This is a genomic window from Flagellimonas lutimaris (assembly GCF_051494225.1).
Classification (GTDB): Bacteria; Bacteroidota; Bacteroidia; order Flavobacteriales; family Flavobacteriaceae; genus Flagellimonas; species Flagellimonas lutimaris_A.
On sequence record NZ_JBNPYE010000009.1, the window covers coordinates 32,088 to 46,904 of the forward strand.

The 14,817-nt window shown below is 39.7% G+C and carries 15 protein-coding genes and 1 tRNA gene; 10 read left to right on the forward strand and 6 right to left on the reverse strand.

Going from position 1 to position 14,817, the window contains the following annotated elements; translation table 11 throughout:
• Nucleotides 1-41 precede the first annotated feature (41 nt).
• The 9 genes from fbaA (at nt 42) to ACQQ5U_RS15440 (ending at nt 8,720) form a co-directional block, all read left to right on the forward strand.
• Nucleotides 42-1,109 (forward strand): class II fructose-bisphosphate aldolase, encoded by a 1,068-nt coding sequence (gene fbaA / locus ACQQ5U_RS15400; protein ID WP_437398862.1) that lies wholly within the window; start codon nt 42-44, stop codon nt 1,107-1,109.
• A 27-nt stretch (nt 1,110-1,136) separates the two neighbouring features.
• On the forward strand, nt 1,137-1,997 hold the full coding sequence (accD, locus tag ACQQ5U_RS15405) for an acetyl-CoA carboxylase, carboxyltransferase subunit beta (protein WP_437398863.1): 861 nt from the start codon (nt 1,137-1,139) through the stop codon (nt 1,995-1,997).
• A 166-nt stretch (nt 1,998-2,163) separates the two neighbouring features.
• Entirely contained in the window at nt 2,164-2,433 is a 270-nt protein-coding gene (gene rpsO / locus ACQQ5U_RS15410; protein ID WP_100817397.1) for a 30S ribosomal protein S15, read from the forward strand.
• A 219-nt stretch (nt 2,434-2,652) separates the two neighbouring features.
• Entirely contained in the window at nt 2,653-4,884 is a 2,232-nt protein-coding gene (locus ACQQ5U_RS15415) for a polyribonucleotide nucleotidyltransferase (protein ID WP_437398865.1), read from the forward strand.
• A gap of 153 nt (nt 4,885-5,037) precedes the next feature.
• Nucleotides 5,038-5,901 (forward strand): sigma-70 family RNA polymerase sigma factor, encoded by an 864-nt coding sequence (locus ACQQ5U_RS15420; protein ID WP_014033356.1) that lies wholly within the window; start codon nt 5,038-5,040, stop codon nt 5,899-5,901.
• Between the two features lie 187 nt (nt 5,902-6,088).
• Complete coding sequence (gene rpe, locus ACQQ5U_RS15425) at nt 6,089-6,748, forward strand: ribulose-phosphate 3-epimerase (protein WP_437398867.1); 660 nt, start codon at nt 6,089-6,091, stop codon at nt 6,746-6,748.
• Complete coding sequence (locus ACQQ5U_RS15430) at nt 6,748-7,725, forward strand: YpdA family putative bacillithiol disulfide reductase (RefSeq protein WP_437398868.1); 978 nt, start codon at nt 6,748-6,750, stop codon at nt 7,723-7,725. The genes rpe and ACQQ5U_RS15430 overlap by 1 nt, the downstream gene beginning before the upstream one ends.
• Before the next feature lie 90 nt (nt 7,726-7,815).
• Nucleotides 7,816-8,244, forward strand: a complete 429-nt coding sequence (locus tag ACQQ5U_RS15435) for a DoxX family protein (RefSeq protein WP_437398869.1) — start codon at nt 7,816-7,818, stop codon at nt 8,242-8,244.
• Between the two features lie 2 nt (nt 8,245-8,246).
• Entirely contained in the window at nt 8,247-8,720 is a 474-nt protein-coding gene (locus ACQQ5U_RS15440) for a glutathione peroxidase (protein ID WP_437398871.1), read from the forward strand.
• Nucleotides 8,721-8,727: 7 nt separating this feature from the next.
• Here the strand turns inward: ACQQ5U_RS15440 and ACQQ5U_RS15445 are convergent, their stop codons facing one another.
• From ACQQ5U_RS15445 to ACQQ5U_RS15460, 4 genes are all read right to left on the reverse strand, one after another.
• A complete protein-coding gene (locus ACQQ5U_RS15445; protein WP_437398872.1) occupies nt 8,728-9,768 on the reverse strand; it encodes a D-alanine--D-alanine ligase in 1,041 nt (346 codons plus the stop codon).
• Nucleotides 9,769-9,773: 5 nt separating this feature from the next.
• Entirely contained in the window at nt 9,774-10,493 is a 720-nt protein-coding gene (locus tag ACQQ5U_RS15450) for an NRDE family protein (protein WP_437398873.1), read from the reverse strand.
• A complete protein-coding gene (locus ACQQ5U_RS15455) occupies nt 10,481-10,966 on the reverse strand; it encodes a DinB family protein (protein WP_437398875.1) in 486 nt (161 codons plus the stop codon). The genes ACQQ5U_RS15450 and ACQQ5U_RS15455 overlap by 13 nt, the downstream gene beginning before the upstream one ends.
• Before the next feature lie 68 nt (nt 10,967-11,034).
• Nucleotides 11,035-11,481, reverse strand: coding sequence for a YHS domain-containing (seleno)protein (locus ACQQ5U_RS15460; protein ID WP_437398877.1), 447 nt, complete (start codon nt 11,479-11,481; stop codon nt 11,035-11,037).
• 208 nt (nt 11,482-11,689) lie between these two features.
• Between ACQQ5U_RS15460 and ACQQ5U_RS15465 the strand changes: the two genes are divergently transcribed.
• Nucleotides 11,690-14,134, forward strand: a complete 2,445-nt coding sequence (locus ACQQ5U_RS15465; protein ID WP_437398878.1) for a 7TM diverse intracellular signaling domain-containing protein — start codon at nt 11,690-11,692, stop codon at nt 14,132-14,134.
• 54 nt (nt 14,135-14,188) lie between these two features.
• On the opposite strand, the gene ACQQ5U_RS15470 is transcribed toward ACQQ5U_RS15465, so the two are convergent.
• Nucleotides 14,189-14,262: transfer RNA gene (locus tag ACQQ5U_RS15470), tRNA-Arg, on the reverse strand.
• Nucleotides 14,263-14,275: 13 nt separating this feature from the next.
• Complete coding sequence (locus ACQQ5U_RS15475) at nt 14,276-14,728, reverse strand: GatB/YqeY domain-containing protein (protein WP_437398879.1); 453 nt, start codon at nt 14,726-14,728, stop codon at nt 14,276-14,278.
• Between the last annotated feature and the right edge of the window lie 89 nt (nt 14,729-14,817).

Below are 14,817 nucleotides of genomic sequence, written 5' to 3' on the forward strand. Positions count from 1 at the left end.
TATTACTTTTGTCTTCTATTTAATTCGAAACCAATATAACTATGTCCCACAATATAAAGCCCGGTGTTGCAACTGGTGATGAAGTACAAGCAATTTTTAACCATGCAAAAGAAAACGGATATGCCCTTCCTGCCGTAAATGTTATCGGCTCGGACAGCATCAATGCCGTTATGGAAACCGCTGCAACATTGAATTCTCCCGTAATCATTCAATTTTCGAATGGAGGAGCCCAGTTCAATGCAGGTAAAGGACTTTCCAATGATGGTCAAAAAGCAGCTATTCTTGGTGCTGTTGCAGGTGCTAAGCACGTTCACCAATTGGCAGAGGCCTACGGAGCAACGGTAATCCTTCATACAGACCACTGTGCCAAAAAATTATTGCCTTGGATCGATGGATTATTGGATGCCAGTGAAGAGCATTACAAAGCAACTGGCAAATCATTGTTCAGTTCACACATGATCGACCTTTCCGAAGAGCCCATCGAAGAAAACATTGAAATCTGTAAAGGGTATCTGGAGCGCATGAGCAAAATGGACATGACCTTGGAGATTGAATTGGGAATCACAGGAGGTGAAGAAGATGGTGTGGACAATACCGATGTCGACGATTCCAAATTGTATACGCAACCCGAAGAAGTGGCCTTTGCTTACGAAGAACTTTCAAAAGTTAGTCCAAAATTCACCATCGCAGCTGCATTTGGTAACGTACATGGGGTATATAAACCTGGAAACGTAAAATTGACTCCAAAGATCCTTAAAAACTCTCAAGAGTTTATTACCGAAAAATACGGAGTTGAGCACAATCACATCGATTTTGTATTCCATGGAGGTTCCGGTTCCACTTTAGAGGAAATCAGGGAAGCCATTGGGTATGGTGTAATCAAAATGAACATCGACACAGATTTGCAATACGCTTTCTTGGAAGGTGTCAGGGATTACGTTCAAGGTAAGGCTGATTACCTACAGACTCAAATAGGTAACCCAGATGGTGATGACCAACCCAACAAAAAATTCTATGACCCCCGAGTTTGGCTAAGAGAAGGAGAGAAAACCTTTATCGCTCGTTTAAAGAAAGCCTTCGAGGATTTGAACAACGTAAACACTTTGTAAGCCTTTGTCTAACTAAATATTGATTGCATGTCGTCTTGGTTTAAAAGAAAGGAAAAAGGAATACAAACAGCTACCGAGGAGAAAAAAGACACCCCAAAGGGGTTATGGTACAAATCCCCTACCGGTAAAATTGTTGAGGCTGAAGATTTGGCCAAAAACTATTACGTAAGTCCAGAAGATGATTACCACGTCCGAATAGGTAGTAAAGAATACTTTGAAATCCTTTTTGATGATAACAAGTTCCGTGAGCTTGACACAAAAATGGCGTCCAAAGACCCTTTGAAGTTTGAGGACACCAAAAAATATTCCGACCGGCTGAAAGCTGCCCAGAAGAAAACCGGATTAAAAGATGCCGTTAGGACAGCAGTTGGAAAATCTCAAGGAAAAGATATTGTTGTAGCCTGTATGGACTTTGGCTTTATCGGAGGTTCCATGGGAAGCGTGGTAGGAGAGAAAATATCCCGCGCCATAGACGTAGCCAAAAGGAAAAAAGTGCCATTCATAATGATTTCCAAATCAGGTGGTGCCCGTATGATGGAAGCAGCATTATCCCTGATGCAATTGGCAAAAACATCCGCTAAATTGGCGCAATTGGCAGAAGCAAAAATACCATACATCTCGTTATGCACAGATCCTACAACAGGGGGAACAACTGCCTCTTATGCCATGTTGGGGGACATCAACATTGCAGAACCGGGAGCATTGATTGGATTTGCAGGACCAAGGGTTGTAAAGGACACTACAGGAAAAGACCTTCCCGAAGGTTTCCAAACATCTGAATTCCTTAAAGAACACGGTTTCTTGGATTTCATTACGCACCGTAGGGATCTGAAGAAAAAAATCAATCTCTATATTGATTTGATTACCAATCAACCTGTAAGAAATTAAAAAAAGCCCCGAATTCGGGGCTTTTTTGTTTTAGAAAGAGAAAGTCTACTGCGTACCAGCCTTAAAAGTTTATATTCAATAAGTATTTTAAATTCAAAAAAACGTATATCTTTGCACGCTGATTGAAGGTCAATCAATACATAAAAATCATTTAAATAATATTGGAATGTATTTAACAAAAGAAGTGAAAGCCGAGATTTTCAAAAAACACGGCGGCTCTGAGAGCAACACCGGTTCTACGGAAGGACAAATTGCTTTGTTCACACACCGTATCAACCATTTAACTGGACACCTTAAAAAGAACCACAAAGATTATAACACCGAGCGTTCTTTGGTGGCATTGGTAGGTAAAAGACGTAGTCTTTTGGATTACCTAAAGAAGAAAGATATTGCAAAATACCGTACTCTAATTAAGGAATTAGGTATTAGAAAATAAAAACAAAAGGGGAGGCTTTGGCTTCCCCTTTGTTTTAGTTGAATGTTTCAACTATATAAAGTCCCAGCATAAAACTGGGCAAACACAAAAAGCTACAAATAGTTTTTCATTGGTCAAGTGCTCCCAAGCACACACAACAACAACACAACCCGACCGCCCGGATGGCGGTAGACCAAATGTTTAACGACCCCGCCACGATGGCAGGGTAAGATTAATTTTATGATTCCAAAGACATTCAAAGAGGTCATAGACCTAGGTGATGGTAGAGAGATTTCTATCGAAACCGGAAAACTGGCAAAGCAGGCCCATGGCTCTGTTGTTGTCCAATCTGGCAAGTGTATGCTATTGTGTACAGTTGTCTCCAATTACAAAGCTTCGGATGTGGACTTTTTGCCACTTACCGTAGATTATCGTGAAAAATTTGCTGCTGCAGGACGATATCCAGGTGGTTTCTTTAAAAGAGAAGCCAGACCAAGTGATGGTGAAGTATTGACCATGCGTTTGGTGGATAGGGTATTGAGACCTTTGTTCCCAAAAGATTATCATTCTGAAACACAGGTGATGATTCAGTTGATGTCGCATGACGAAGATGTTATGCCAGATGCAATGGCTGGATTGGCTGCCTCCGCTGCCATTCAACTTTCGGATTTTCCGTTCGAGTGTGCCATATCGGAAGTTCGTGTAGGTAGGGTAAACGGTGAATTCATCATCAACCCGACCAGAGCACAACTTCAAGAGTCCGACATCGACATGATGATCGGTGCTTCTGCAGATTCTGTAATGATGGTTGAAGGCGAAATGGACGAAATTTCCGAAGAGGAAATGGTGGAAGCCATCAAATTTGCCCACGAAGCCATTAAAGTACAATGTGCTGCACAGGAAAAATTAGCCGAAGCATTCGGTAAAAAAGAAGTTCGTGAGTACGAGCCAGAAGCTGAAGACGAAGATCTACAGAAAAAAGTACATGACATGGCCTATGACAAGGTGTATGAAGTGGCCAAAGCTGGTTCCTCTAAAAAAGAACGTAGCGAAGCATTTTCCGCTATCAAAGAAGAAATCAAAGCATCTTTTTCCGAAGAGGAATTGGAAGAGATCGGTGATTTGATCTCGAAATATTACCACAAAGCCGAAAAAGAAGCTGTTAGAAACCTTACATTGGAAGAAGGGCTTCGTTTGGACGGACGTAAAACTACAGATGTAAGACCAATCTGGTGTGAAACTGATTATTTACCCTCCGTGCACGGATCAGCTATTTTTACCCGTGGTGAAACACAGGCATTGGCAACTGTTACTTTGGGTACTTCCAGAGAGGCCAATCAAATTGATATGCCATCTTTCGAAGGTGAAGAAACATTCTATTTGCATTACAACTTCCCTCCTTTCTCCACTGGTGAAGCACGACCTATTCGTGGTACATCCCGTAGAGAGGTAGGACATGGTAACTTGGCACAACGTGCCCTTAAAGGAATGATCCCAGAAGATTGTCCTTATACTGTTCGTGTAGTTTCCGAAGTATTGGAATCAAATGGTTCCTCATCTATGGCTACCGTATGTTCAGGAACAATGGCGTTGATGGATGCAGGGGTTCAGTTGAAAAAACCTGTTTCCGGTATTGCCATGGGATTGATCACGGATACGGAAACTGGCAAATACGCCGTGCTTTCCGATATTTTAGGTGATGAAGATCACTTGGGAGACATGGACTTTAAGGTAACCGGTACAGCAGACGGTATTACTGCTTGCCAAATGGATATTAAAGTAAAAGGATTGTCCTACGAGATTTTGGTGAATGCTTTGATTCAGGCGAAAGATGGAAGAATGCACATTTTGGGCAAACTTACCGATACTATTGCCGAACCTAGACCAGAAGTTAAATCTTATGCTCCAAAAATTGTGACCAGAGTTATTCCTGGTGAATATATTGGCGCATTGATAGGAAAAGGTGGTGAAGTGATTCAAGAGCTTCAAAAAACAACAAATACTACTATTGTTATCAACGAAGACCCCGAAACCGAAGAAGGTATTGTGGAAATCTTGGGTACAGGACAAGAAGGTATCGATGCCGTATTGGCAAAAATCGATGCATTAATGTTCAAGCCAGAAGTTGGAAGTGTTTATGAGGTAAAAGTGATTAAAATGCTTGACTTTGGCGCTGTGGTGGAATACACCGATGCACCAGGGAACGAAGTATTGCTCCACGTATCCGAATTGGCATGGGAACGCACCGAAAATGTATCCGATGTTGTGAACATGGGTGATGTTTTTGATGTAAAGTACTTCGGTCTAGACCCAAGAACCAGAAAGGAAAAGGTATCAAGAAAAGCCTTGTTGCCAAAACCTGAAGGGTATACCGAAAGACCACCACGAAATGATAGAGGTGGTGATCGTAGAGGTGGTGGCGACCGCAGAGGTGGAAATAGAGATAGAGATAGAAAACCGAGAAGGGATTAGTTTTAAACAATCCTATCATATAAAAAAACCCTGGGAACTATTCCCGGGGTTTCTTTTTTTAAAAAAATGCGATCAAAATGTAACTTTTTGGTTTTTTCAACGTATAACCTAATGAGCTCCGGTTCACAAATTTAATTTGAAGGGATTTTTTAGATGAGACAGTTAAAGATTACAAAACAGGTTACCAATAGGGAAACCGCGTCGTTGGACAAGTATTTGCAGGAAATCGGTAAGGTAGATTTGATTACCGCCGATGAAGAAGTGGAGTTGGCACAGCGAATTAAGGCGGGAGACCAAATAGCCTTAGAAAAATTAACTAAAGCCAACCTTAGGTTCGTGGTTTCTGTGGCAAAACAGTACCAAAATCAAGGGTTGACACTTCCTGATTTGATCAATGAAGGAAACTTGGGGCTTATCAAAGCGGCTCAACGTTTTGATGAAACTCGTGGATTTAAATTTATTTCTTACGCCGTTTGGTGGATTCGTCAATCTATTCTTCAGGCATTGGCAGAACAATCCCGTATTGTTCGTTTGCCACTGAACAAGATTGGTTCCATCAACAAGATCAATAAAACATTTGCTTTCTTGGAGCAAGCGCATGAGCGTCCACCATCTGCAGAGGAAATTGCCAAAGAATTGGACATGACCGTGGAAGATGTGAAGCAATCTTTAAAAAACTCAGGTCGCCATGTATCCATGGATGCCCCATTGATTGATGGAGAGGATTCCAACCTTTACGATGTATTGCGTAGTGGTGAATCTCCAAACCCAGATAAGGAGCTTTTGCACGATTCACTTCGTACTGAAATCGAACGTGCACTGGAAACCCTTACCCCTCGTGAAGCTGATGTAATCAGACTTTACTTTGGTTTGGCAGGACAACATTCCATGACATTGGAGGAAATCGGTGAAACTTTTGACCTTACCAGGGAAAGAGTTCGCCAGATTAAGGAAAAAGCCATCCGTAGGCTAAAACATACCTCCAGAAGTAAGATTTTGAAAACTTATTTGGGATAAAGTGTAAAAATCACTCTATAAATTACAGTTAAACTATCCTTAAATTTGATTTTTGGCAGGAAAGTTGTAATTTAGTAAGATATAACAGTTTATCATGACTGTTCGTTTTTTGATTGATGAATAAACTCCGGCTGATTACCGGAGTTTTTTTCGTTTAAGGATGGCTGTAATTGGCTAACTTTGTACTATGAACAAATCAATGATTGCCCCTTCGCTCTTGGCATCCGACTTTGCCAACCTTCAACAAGAAATAGAAATGGTGAACCAAAGTGATGCTGATTGGTTTCATTTGGACGTAATGGATGGTGTTTTTGTTCCGAATATTTCCTTTGGAATGCCAGTGATACAAGCTATTGCCAAACATGCCAAAAAACCGTTGGACACCCACTTGATGATTGTTGACCCAGACAGGTATATCAAAACCTTTGGAGATTTAGGTGTTGATTTCTTAACTGTTCATTACGAAGCTTGTCCTCATTTGCACAGAACCTTACAGGCCATAAAAGCTGAAGGTATGAAGGCTGGAGTGGCAATCAATCCACATACATCCATAAAATTATTGGAAGACACTATTCAGGACATAGACATTGTACTTATCATGAGTGTGAACCCAGGTTTTGGCGGACAATCCTTTATTGAGAACACCTATCAAAAGGTAGCCGACCTCAAGGAGCTGATCAACCGTAAGAATGCAAAGACCTTGATCGAGATTGATGGAGGTGTAAATGCAGGTAATGCTAAAAAATTGGTTGATCATGGTGCGGACGTTTTGGTTGCTGGAAGTTTTGTATTCAAAAGTGAAAACCCAACCGAAACCATTAAAAAATTAAAAGAAGAAATAGCATAATGCAGGAATTTGATGTTGTCATCATAGGAGGTGGTCCCATTGGGATTGCTTGCGGTTTGGAAGCTAAAAAACAAGGTATTTCATATATCATAATTGAAAAAGGACCGATTGTAAATTCGTTGTTCAATTACCCTGTGAACATGCAATTTTTCTCCTCTTCGGAAAAGCTGGAAATTGACGAAATTCCCTTTATCAGTAATGAAGCCAAACCCAAAAGAAACGAGGCTTTGGAATATTATAGAAGGATCGTAACATCCAACCAGCTCAACATCCATCTTTTTGAAAAAGTTCTGGATACTGAAAAGCAAGGAGAAACTTTTTTGGTAAAGACCGACAAAGATGAGTACCAAGCCAAAAACGTAGTAGTTGCTACCGGTTTTTACGATTTGCCAAACACCATGAATGTTCCTGGTGAAGATTTACCAAAAGTATCCCATTACTATAACGACCCACACTTTTATGCCAGTCAAAAATTAGTAGTAGTCGGCGCCAGTAACTCTGCCATAGATGCGGCTTTGGAATGTTGGAGAAAAGGTGCAGAGGTAACCTTGGTGATTCGAGGTCCAGAAGTGGGTCCACGTGTAAAATATTGGGTACGTCCCGATATCATCAACCGAATTGAGGAGGGTAGCATCAAAGCCTATTATAATTCTACCGTCAAGAAAATAAAACCCCATGAAATCATCATCAATTCGCCCGAAGGGGAGGTAACATTGGAAAACGATTTTGTGCTGGCCTTGACAGGATACAAACCCAATTTTGCTTTTTTGGAAAAACTGGGTATCACCTTATCCAACGACCAAAAAAGACTCCCTACCTACGACCCAGAGACCATGGAGACCAATATTGATGGTCTATTTTTGGCAGGTGTAATATGTGGTGGCATGGAAACTCATAAATGGTTTATCGAAAACTCACGAATCCACGCCCCCATCATTATGAACACCATTAAGCATAAAATGCAGTTGACTGAATAAAACTTATAATTTTCACCAAGGTTTTGGGGCTATTTCACAATTGTTCTATTTAGATATGGTTATATTTAAGGAAACTGGAAAAGTTTTCTGATGAGCACGACCACAAGTTCTACCCAAAATATATTCAGGATAATATTAGGCCTTTTTATGATTATGGCAGGTGTGGGCCACCTTACTTTTCAACGCGAAGAATTCCAAGCCCAGGTACCCCGTTGGTTGCCCACAAGCGACACTTTCATGGATTTTGTTGTAGTTTCCTCTGGAGTGGTCGAAATGGCGTTGGGCTTGGCCATGGTCCTCTTGTTAAAACACAAAGTCAAAGTAGGTATCGTGTTGGCCATATTCTATGTTTTGATTTTCCCTGGAAACATTTCGCAATACACCAATGGTATTGATGCCTTTGGATTGGACACGGATTTAAAACGATTTATTCGCCTGTTCTTTCAGCCCGTTTTGATACTCTGGGCGCTTTGGTCCACCGGAGCATTGAAACATTTATTAATCAAAGGAAAAAAGTAACCATGAAATTTTATGAGTTTAAAGCGGAGCGCTTGGATGGCACCACAGAATCCATGGAAAAATATAAGGGCAAAACTATAGTTGTGGTAAATACTGCCAGTAAATGTGGATTAACCCCTCAGTACAAAGGTCTGGAAGCTCTTTATCAAAAATATAAGGATCAAGGATTAGTGGTTTTGGGATTTCCCTGTAATCAATTTGGAAACCAAGAGCCCGGCAGTGCCGATGAAATCCAAGAATTTTGCCAAATGAATTATGGTGTAAGCTTTCCCATGTTCACAAAGATTGAGGTAAACGGCAGCGATGCCCATCCTATTTTCAAGTACCTCAAATCAGAATTAAGTGGTTTGTTGGGCGGAAAAATCAAATGGAATTTTACCAAATTTGTGATTGATAAAACAGGAAAGCCCGTTAAACGATTTGCACCCACGACGGAACCCAGTGGTATGGAAAATTATATTCAGGATATACTTTAATTGTACCCTAAAACTTTAATTGTGCCTGCAGGGCACCATTTTGTTTTAGCATGGCCCTACCGTCCCTAAAACTTAAATAAGAATGTCCTTTTTGATTGTTTAACACACTGATCTCACATAGCATGCCCCAATGGCGTGCCACCTCTCGCCAAGCCCATAATAAGCAGTGTTTGGGATCGTAAATATGAGTGGCCTCCCCACCTGCGCCATTTACCTCAATAATACTGAAGTTCTTTCCTTCGCACAGTTCCTCGTAGGTATTGTACAACACATCCAAACGACCGTAATGAAAACCTTTCATTTGAGAGCATATCCCATCTATCGTATTCACCAAATCCTCATTGATTTGATGGCTAATATCCACAAACTTGGCCCCTCGGGTGTGGCTTCCATAAGGCACCAAAACAAACTTCTCATCCTTTTCCAATATATTTTGAAGCTTGTCTCCAAACTTTTGCTCCAACACCTTTAACTGCAAATGGCTTCTTGGATTCTTTTTAATGAGTTCCACCATAGTACTTTCGCCATCACCCGTAATAGTTAAAAACTCCTTGGAAACAACACCCGTTATTTTACCATGGGCTTCCCCAGGTTTTCTTACATAAAATATACCCACTTCCTTTTGATACGGAATTAATTCCTGCACCAAAAAATCGGAAGGGCTCCAACCCACATATTTCAGGAATTCATCTTTATTATGGATTTTTTCCACCCCAAATGCCTTCATACCGATATCGGGCTTAGCGATAAACGGGTAACGGATATCCAAATCCAAAATACGCTCCAAGGCCAGTTCGGGAGATTCATTTTTATCAATGAACAGTGTTTTGGGAATAAACTGGGTAGGTGTCATATTATAGATATCCATTTTAGATATCATGGCCATACCTCCATTCTTCATTCCAGGGTTGGCAGCATTAAAAAAGAAAATGGAACGTGCCTTGAACGAATAGTATAGCCAAACTGGAAACATGGGATAATAAATCAACCAAAAGGGCCAATACTCCCAATGAGTGATTCTATGCCATATCAATTTAAGAGAATCCATAATCGCTACATGGTAAGTTGAGTTGGAGAAAAGGGTGCCTCGAAAAGTTTTTCGTTCAATAAATCCAAATGACGCATTACAATGTCATCATCCTGACCTATGATTGCTTGAGTAACACTGAAGGTCTTTAAACCAGATTCTCGGTCAATAATAAATCCGTTCTCAAAATCATCATAGTTGTTCGAATGAAAATCCACCACCTCCGATGCCAATATATCAGAATCCCCTCCAATAAACTGTTCAAACAAACGCCTTCTATGTTCAATCACTTTATCCTTATAAAGCGTGGCAGAAGACCAAATATGATTTTTTGTCTTGTCCAACGGCCTAAAATACTTTTGGTTACCATCCCATCTAAACTCCAACAATGTAGTTTTGAACAATACCAAAGTAAACGGCTCTATCTGATACAATTCCATTTCTTGAAGCAGGTCAAAAGGGTTCTCAGATGCAATGACATCCAAAAGCACCAATCCCCTACTTCGCGCGTAATTTCCTGTTGAGTTGTGGTTTACAAAGGCTCCATTTAGGAGCACCCCGACCGAACCATTCTCGTTGAGGGCAAACCAAGTACCTCCGGCTTTAGGGTCTTTGGGAAAAAGTACTTTGGCCGAACCAATGGTTTCTTCCTGAGGTTCCAATGCCAACGGTCTTGAAACATGTTCATCTCTGTTCGATGTTATAAAATATTGACCACCTGATGAAATAAAACTTACTGTGCACATGCCTTTCTGTATTGTATGGTAGATGGTGCCACTCCAAAAGATTCTGGAACCTCTTGATTTGAAAAATGCTCAATGCCGACCTTAATCAAAGCCTGATGATGAATGGTATGTTCCAAATTGTACATGACTTCCCTAAAATAATTGGAATCCAGACAGTTTTCCACTCCAGCCAATTCGTACTTAACTTTTATGGACTTATTGGGTTTTTCCAAATGCTTTTGAATGTACCCCAATTGCTCAAGGGCAAATGCCAAATCCTCTTCGATCTTAAGGTCACGTTCCCTTCTATCATAAGAAACATCAGCAACATCGTAACCCTTTATGAGGCAAAGATACAGTTCTATTACATGCCTTGTATGTTGACCTATGCTGGCGTTGGAAAGTATACTGCACGACTGTGAATAACAATTTTTGGGTAGCTCCAACAGCACTTGTTTGAACTGCTCCAAAGTTTCCAAGGAAGATTTGAACATGATTGTTTAATTATTGGTTTCGTTTTGATTGTTTTTTGACGAATTTGAGTATAAGATAAAAAGAATATTCAATTCTTTATTTTCTCCCAGTTTTTATCGGCTTTGGTTTTAAGATCAGTTGGGGATTCATTGAGCCAAAACTGTAATGTATTGTTCTTTCCCTTATTGTAGAACAAGTAAAGTTCTCCATCCCTAATTTCATAAGTCTCTGGGTCCACATTTACTTTCTTCCCGTTTACCGCAACCGCATATGCACAGTATCCCCCATATTTTGGTAAATATACTTTGGGCTTGGCAATGAACTTTTCCATATTCCCTTTACTAAAAAACTTGTAGTTGACACCATCATATGTTGTCGTGAATTCTTCTTTACCCTCCATAGGCTTATTATTAAAATAAGAAACCACATCATAGCCATTGACTGCATATCCTTTTTTTTTGGTATTGTAATCTATACTTTGGGAATAGCCTAAAGCTCCCATTACTAAAAAAAGAATCCATATAATCTTGCGCATAATTCTTGACTTTTAAGGACTTCCACCTACCAAAAACAAAGATGTAAATCACCCAACATGGGTACTTTAGTCCATAGTAAAGTGGATTCCTTTCAATTTTTATTGTCATTCATCGATATTTTTTTGAGTTACATCTAATCATTATCAATTACTTACTGCATAATGTACTAATCGCAAATCATAAACGTTGAAAACTCAAACCAACAACATGATATCCGCTTCCCCAAAAAGCGATATCAACAAAGCCTACTTAATGCGCAACACAATTCCCCCAAAGCCATCAACATGGCCCATTATATTTTTCCTTTTTTTTACGATTATTTCCAACGCTCAGTTTGGAGATAAAATTAATGACATCGAAGCTATCTCATTGCGTCCTGAAACCTCTGTTTTATTGGCTGGACAAAGGGATTATAGTTTTGATGAAATTAGAAATAACCCAAATCTAGAGTTTGTTCCACTTTCCAGTTTAAAGGAGAACCTAGGTTTTTCCAGTGATAATTACTGGATGTCCTTTACTTTAGAGAACCAAACCTCTGAGTTTGCCCAATACTATTTAGAAACTGCCAGACCCATAACGGACATTGTCAACCTGTACCTTGTTGATAATGAAGGTAACGTACAAGAACAATATAGTGGCGATAAAATACCTTTTTCAAAAAAGACAATCCAGCATAGAAAATCAATTTTTGATATAGAGCTGGAGCCATTTCAAAAAATGCAAGCTTACATCCACCTTAAGAGTGATGGAGAAGTGGTAATGCTCCCCATGCGCTTATATCAAGAAGATGATTTTTTCAACCTTACCTATAAAGAGCAGGTTTTTTATGGTTTCTTTTATGGAATTTTGATCTTAGCCTGTATCATCTACCTGTTTTTCTTTTTCGCTTTAAAAGACAGAGCGTTTATCTACTATGCACTCTACGTGCTTTTTATAGCACTGATGCAGTTTTCGTTGGATGGTTTTTTTCATCAATATTTTACCCCTCAAGGCGGATGGCTTTCCGATAGAGCTGTATTGCTAACCGCTTTTATCTCTCTTTTATTTTTTAGCAAATATGGCGATGTCATTCTTGACCTGAAAAGGAACAGCTCTGTTCTACATGTCGCGAGCAAAGCCATTAGCTCCGGTATAATCATAGGAATCTTGATATTGGCTTTGATTCCAAGTCTTTTTAAGTATTGCTACCCGCTGGCCAATGCCATTGGTATTTTGGTATTGGTTCACATGATTACCTCCCTAGTCACATTGAAATTGAAAAAAGAAAAAATAGATCCTTACTTTGTGATTGGTATTTCATTTTTGGTCTCTGGGTTTGTGGTCTTCATACTAAATAACTTCAATACCATTGAAAATTCTTTCTTCACGAGCAATGGAACAAAATTTGGCATTGGATTGGAAATCATCTTCCTATCCATCTCAATGAGCAATAGGATACGAGACCTACGTATGCAGAATGAAAAAAATCAACTGTTGTCCCTACAAAGGGCAGAAGATATGAACGAAATCAAATCGTCCTTTCTTTCCAACATCAGTCACGAACTAAGAACACCGCTCAACTTGATAATGGGTGTGGCCACTTCACTGCAAGAACACAAAGAGGAAGACAATCTGGAAGAGAAATGCAAGATGCTACTCAACTCCTCCAAAAATTTATTGGGTTACATAGAGGATATCCTGGATTTTACCGTAATCGAAAAAGGAGACCAAGAGTTGAAAGAGGTTCCTTTTGATTTAAAATCAACCTTATCAAAAGTCATCAAACTTCAAGAGAAAAAGGCGACCGTCAAAGGTTTGGAGCTCAATGTATCCATTTCAAATACTTTACCCGCTAGAATTGTTGGAGACAAGGGTAAACTCGTCCAAATCCTTAACCACACTTTGGACAACGCAATTAAGTTTACCAATGAAGGAAGTGTGGCCATGGATGTCAAGTGTAAAAAAGATAATGACCATGCCACCTTAAATTTTACCATAAAAGATACCGGTATTGGTATTTCCAAAGAAAAGATGAGTACCATATATGAATCCTTTACCAAAAAATCCTTTATGGATAAACGAGAATTCAGTGGTTTGGGGTTAGGTCTATATATCGTAAAAACCTATGTAGATCTTCAAAAAGGAACAATCGATCTTCGAGACAATATAAACCAAGGTACTATCTGTGAAATAAGTCTAAGTTTTGAGATTGATGAAGATCAAACAATGACTACCGATGAATCAAAAACAGCTTCCTCAAATATCCAATTGAAAACTGGAAATATACTTTATGTGGAAGACAACAAAATGAATCAGACCGTTGTAAAATTATTGTTCAAAAAGAATTGGAGCAATGCAACGCTTACGATAGCCAACCATGGCAAAGAAGCTCTGGAAATCATGAAGAAAAAGAGCTTTGATTTTGTTCTGATGGATCTGCAAATGCCTGAAATGGACGGATTCGAAACAATATCCATAATCAGAAACGGAGAAGCTAATTGTGACGCTCAGATTCCTATAATTGTACTTACTGCCGACAATACGAGCCAAACAAGAAAAAACATTTTTGAATTGGGTGCCAACGACCTAGTAACTAAACCAGTAAATGGGCCTCTGCTCTTTTATAAAATGAACAAGGTAGTATCAACCAAAACGATCAGCAAAGTAGCTTGATAAAAGTTGTGCAATAAAAAAGCACGCTTTTCAGCGTGCTTTTTTATTTATCCGTGACCCAGGGAGGATTCGAACCCCCAACCCTCAGAGCCGAAATCTGATATTCTATCCAGTTGAACTACTGGGCCATTACTTAAATAATCACGAACTCAATTTAGCTTTTACAATGGCTGAAATAGTTTTCCCATCAGCCTGTCCGGCCAATTCTTTGGAAACAATTCCCATTACCTTACCCATATCTTGCATACCCGAAGCCCCAACAGAATCGATGGTCATTACTACCACTTTCTCAATTTCCTCTTCGGTAAGCTGCTCCGGTAAAAACTTTTCGATTATGGCTACCTGTGCCAATTCTGGTCCAGCCAAGTCTTCTCGACCTTGCTCTTGGTATATGGCTGCACTATCCTTACGTTGTTTTACCAATTTTTGAACCAATTTAATTTCGTCCTCTTCAGACAATTCAGCACCGCCACCTTTATCGGTCTTAGCCAATAAAATAGCAGATTTAACAGCTCGCAATGATTCCAAGGCAACAGTATCTTTTGCCTTCATTGCAACTTTCATTTCTGTCATCACCTTTTCTTGCAAACCCATGTATTCTGATTTAGTTCGCGAAGATAAAAAATAAACCCGAAAGTTACGTTACTTCCGGGTTTATGCTATCCATTAAAATGGATGTTAAT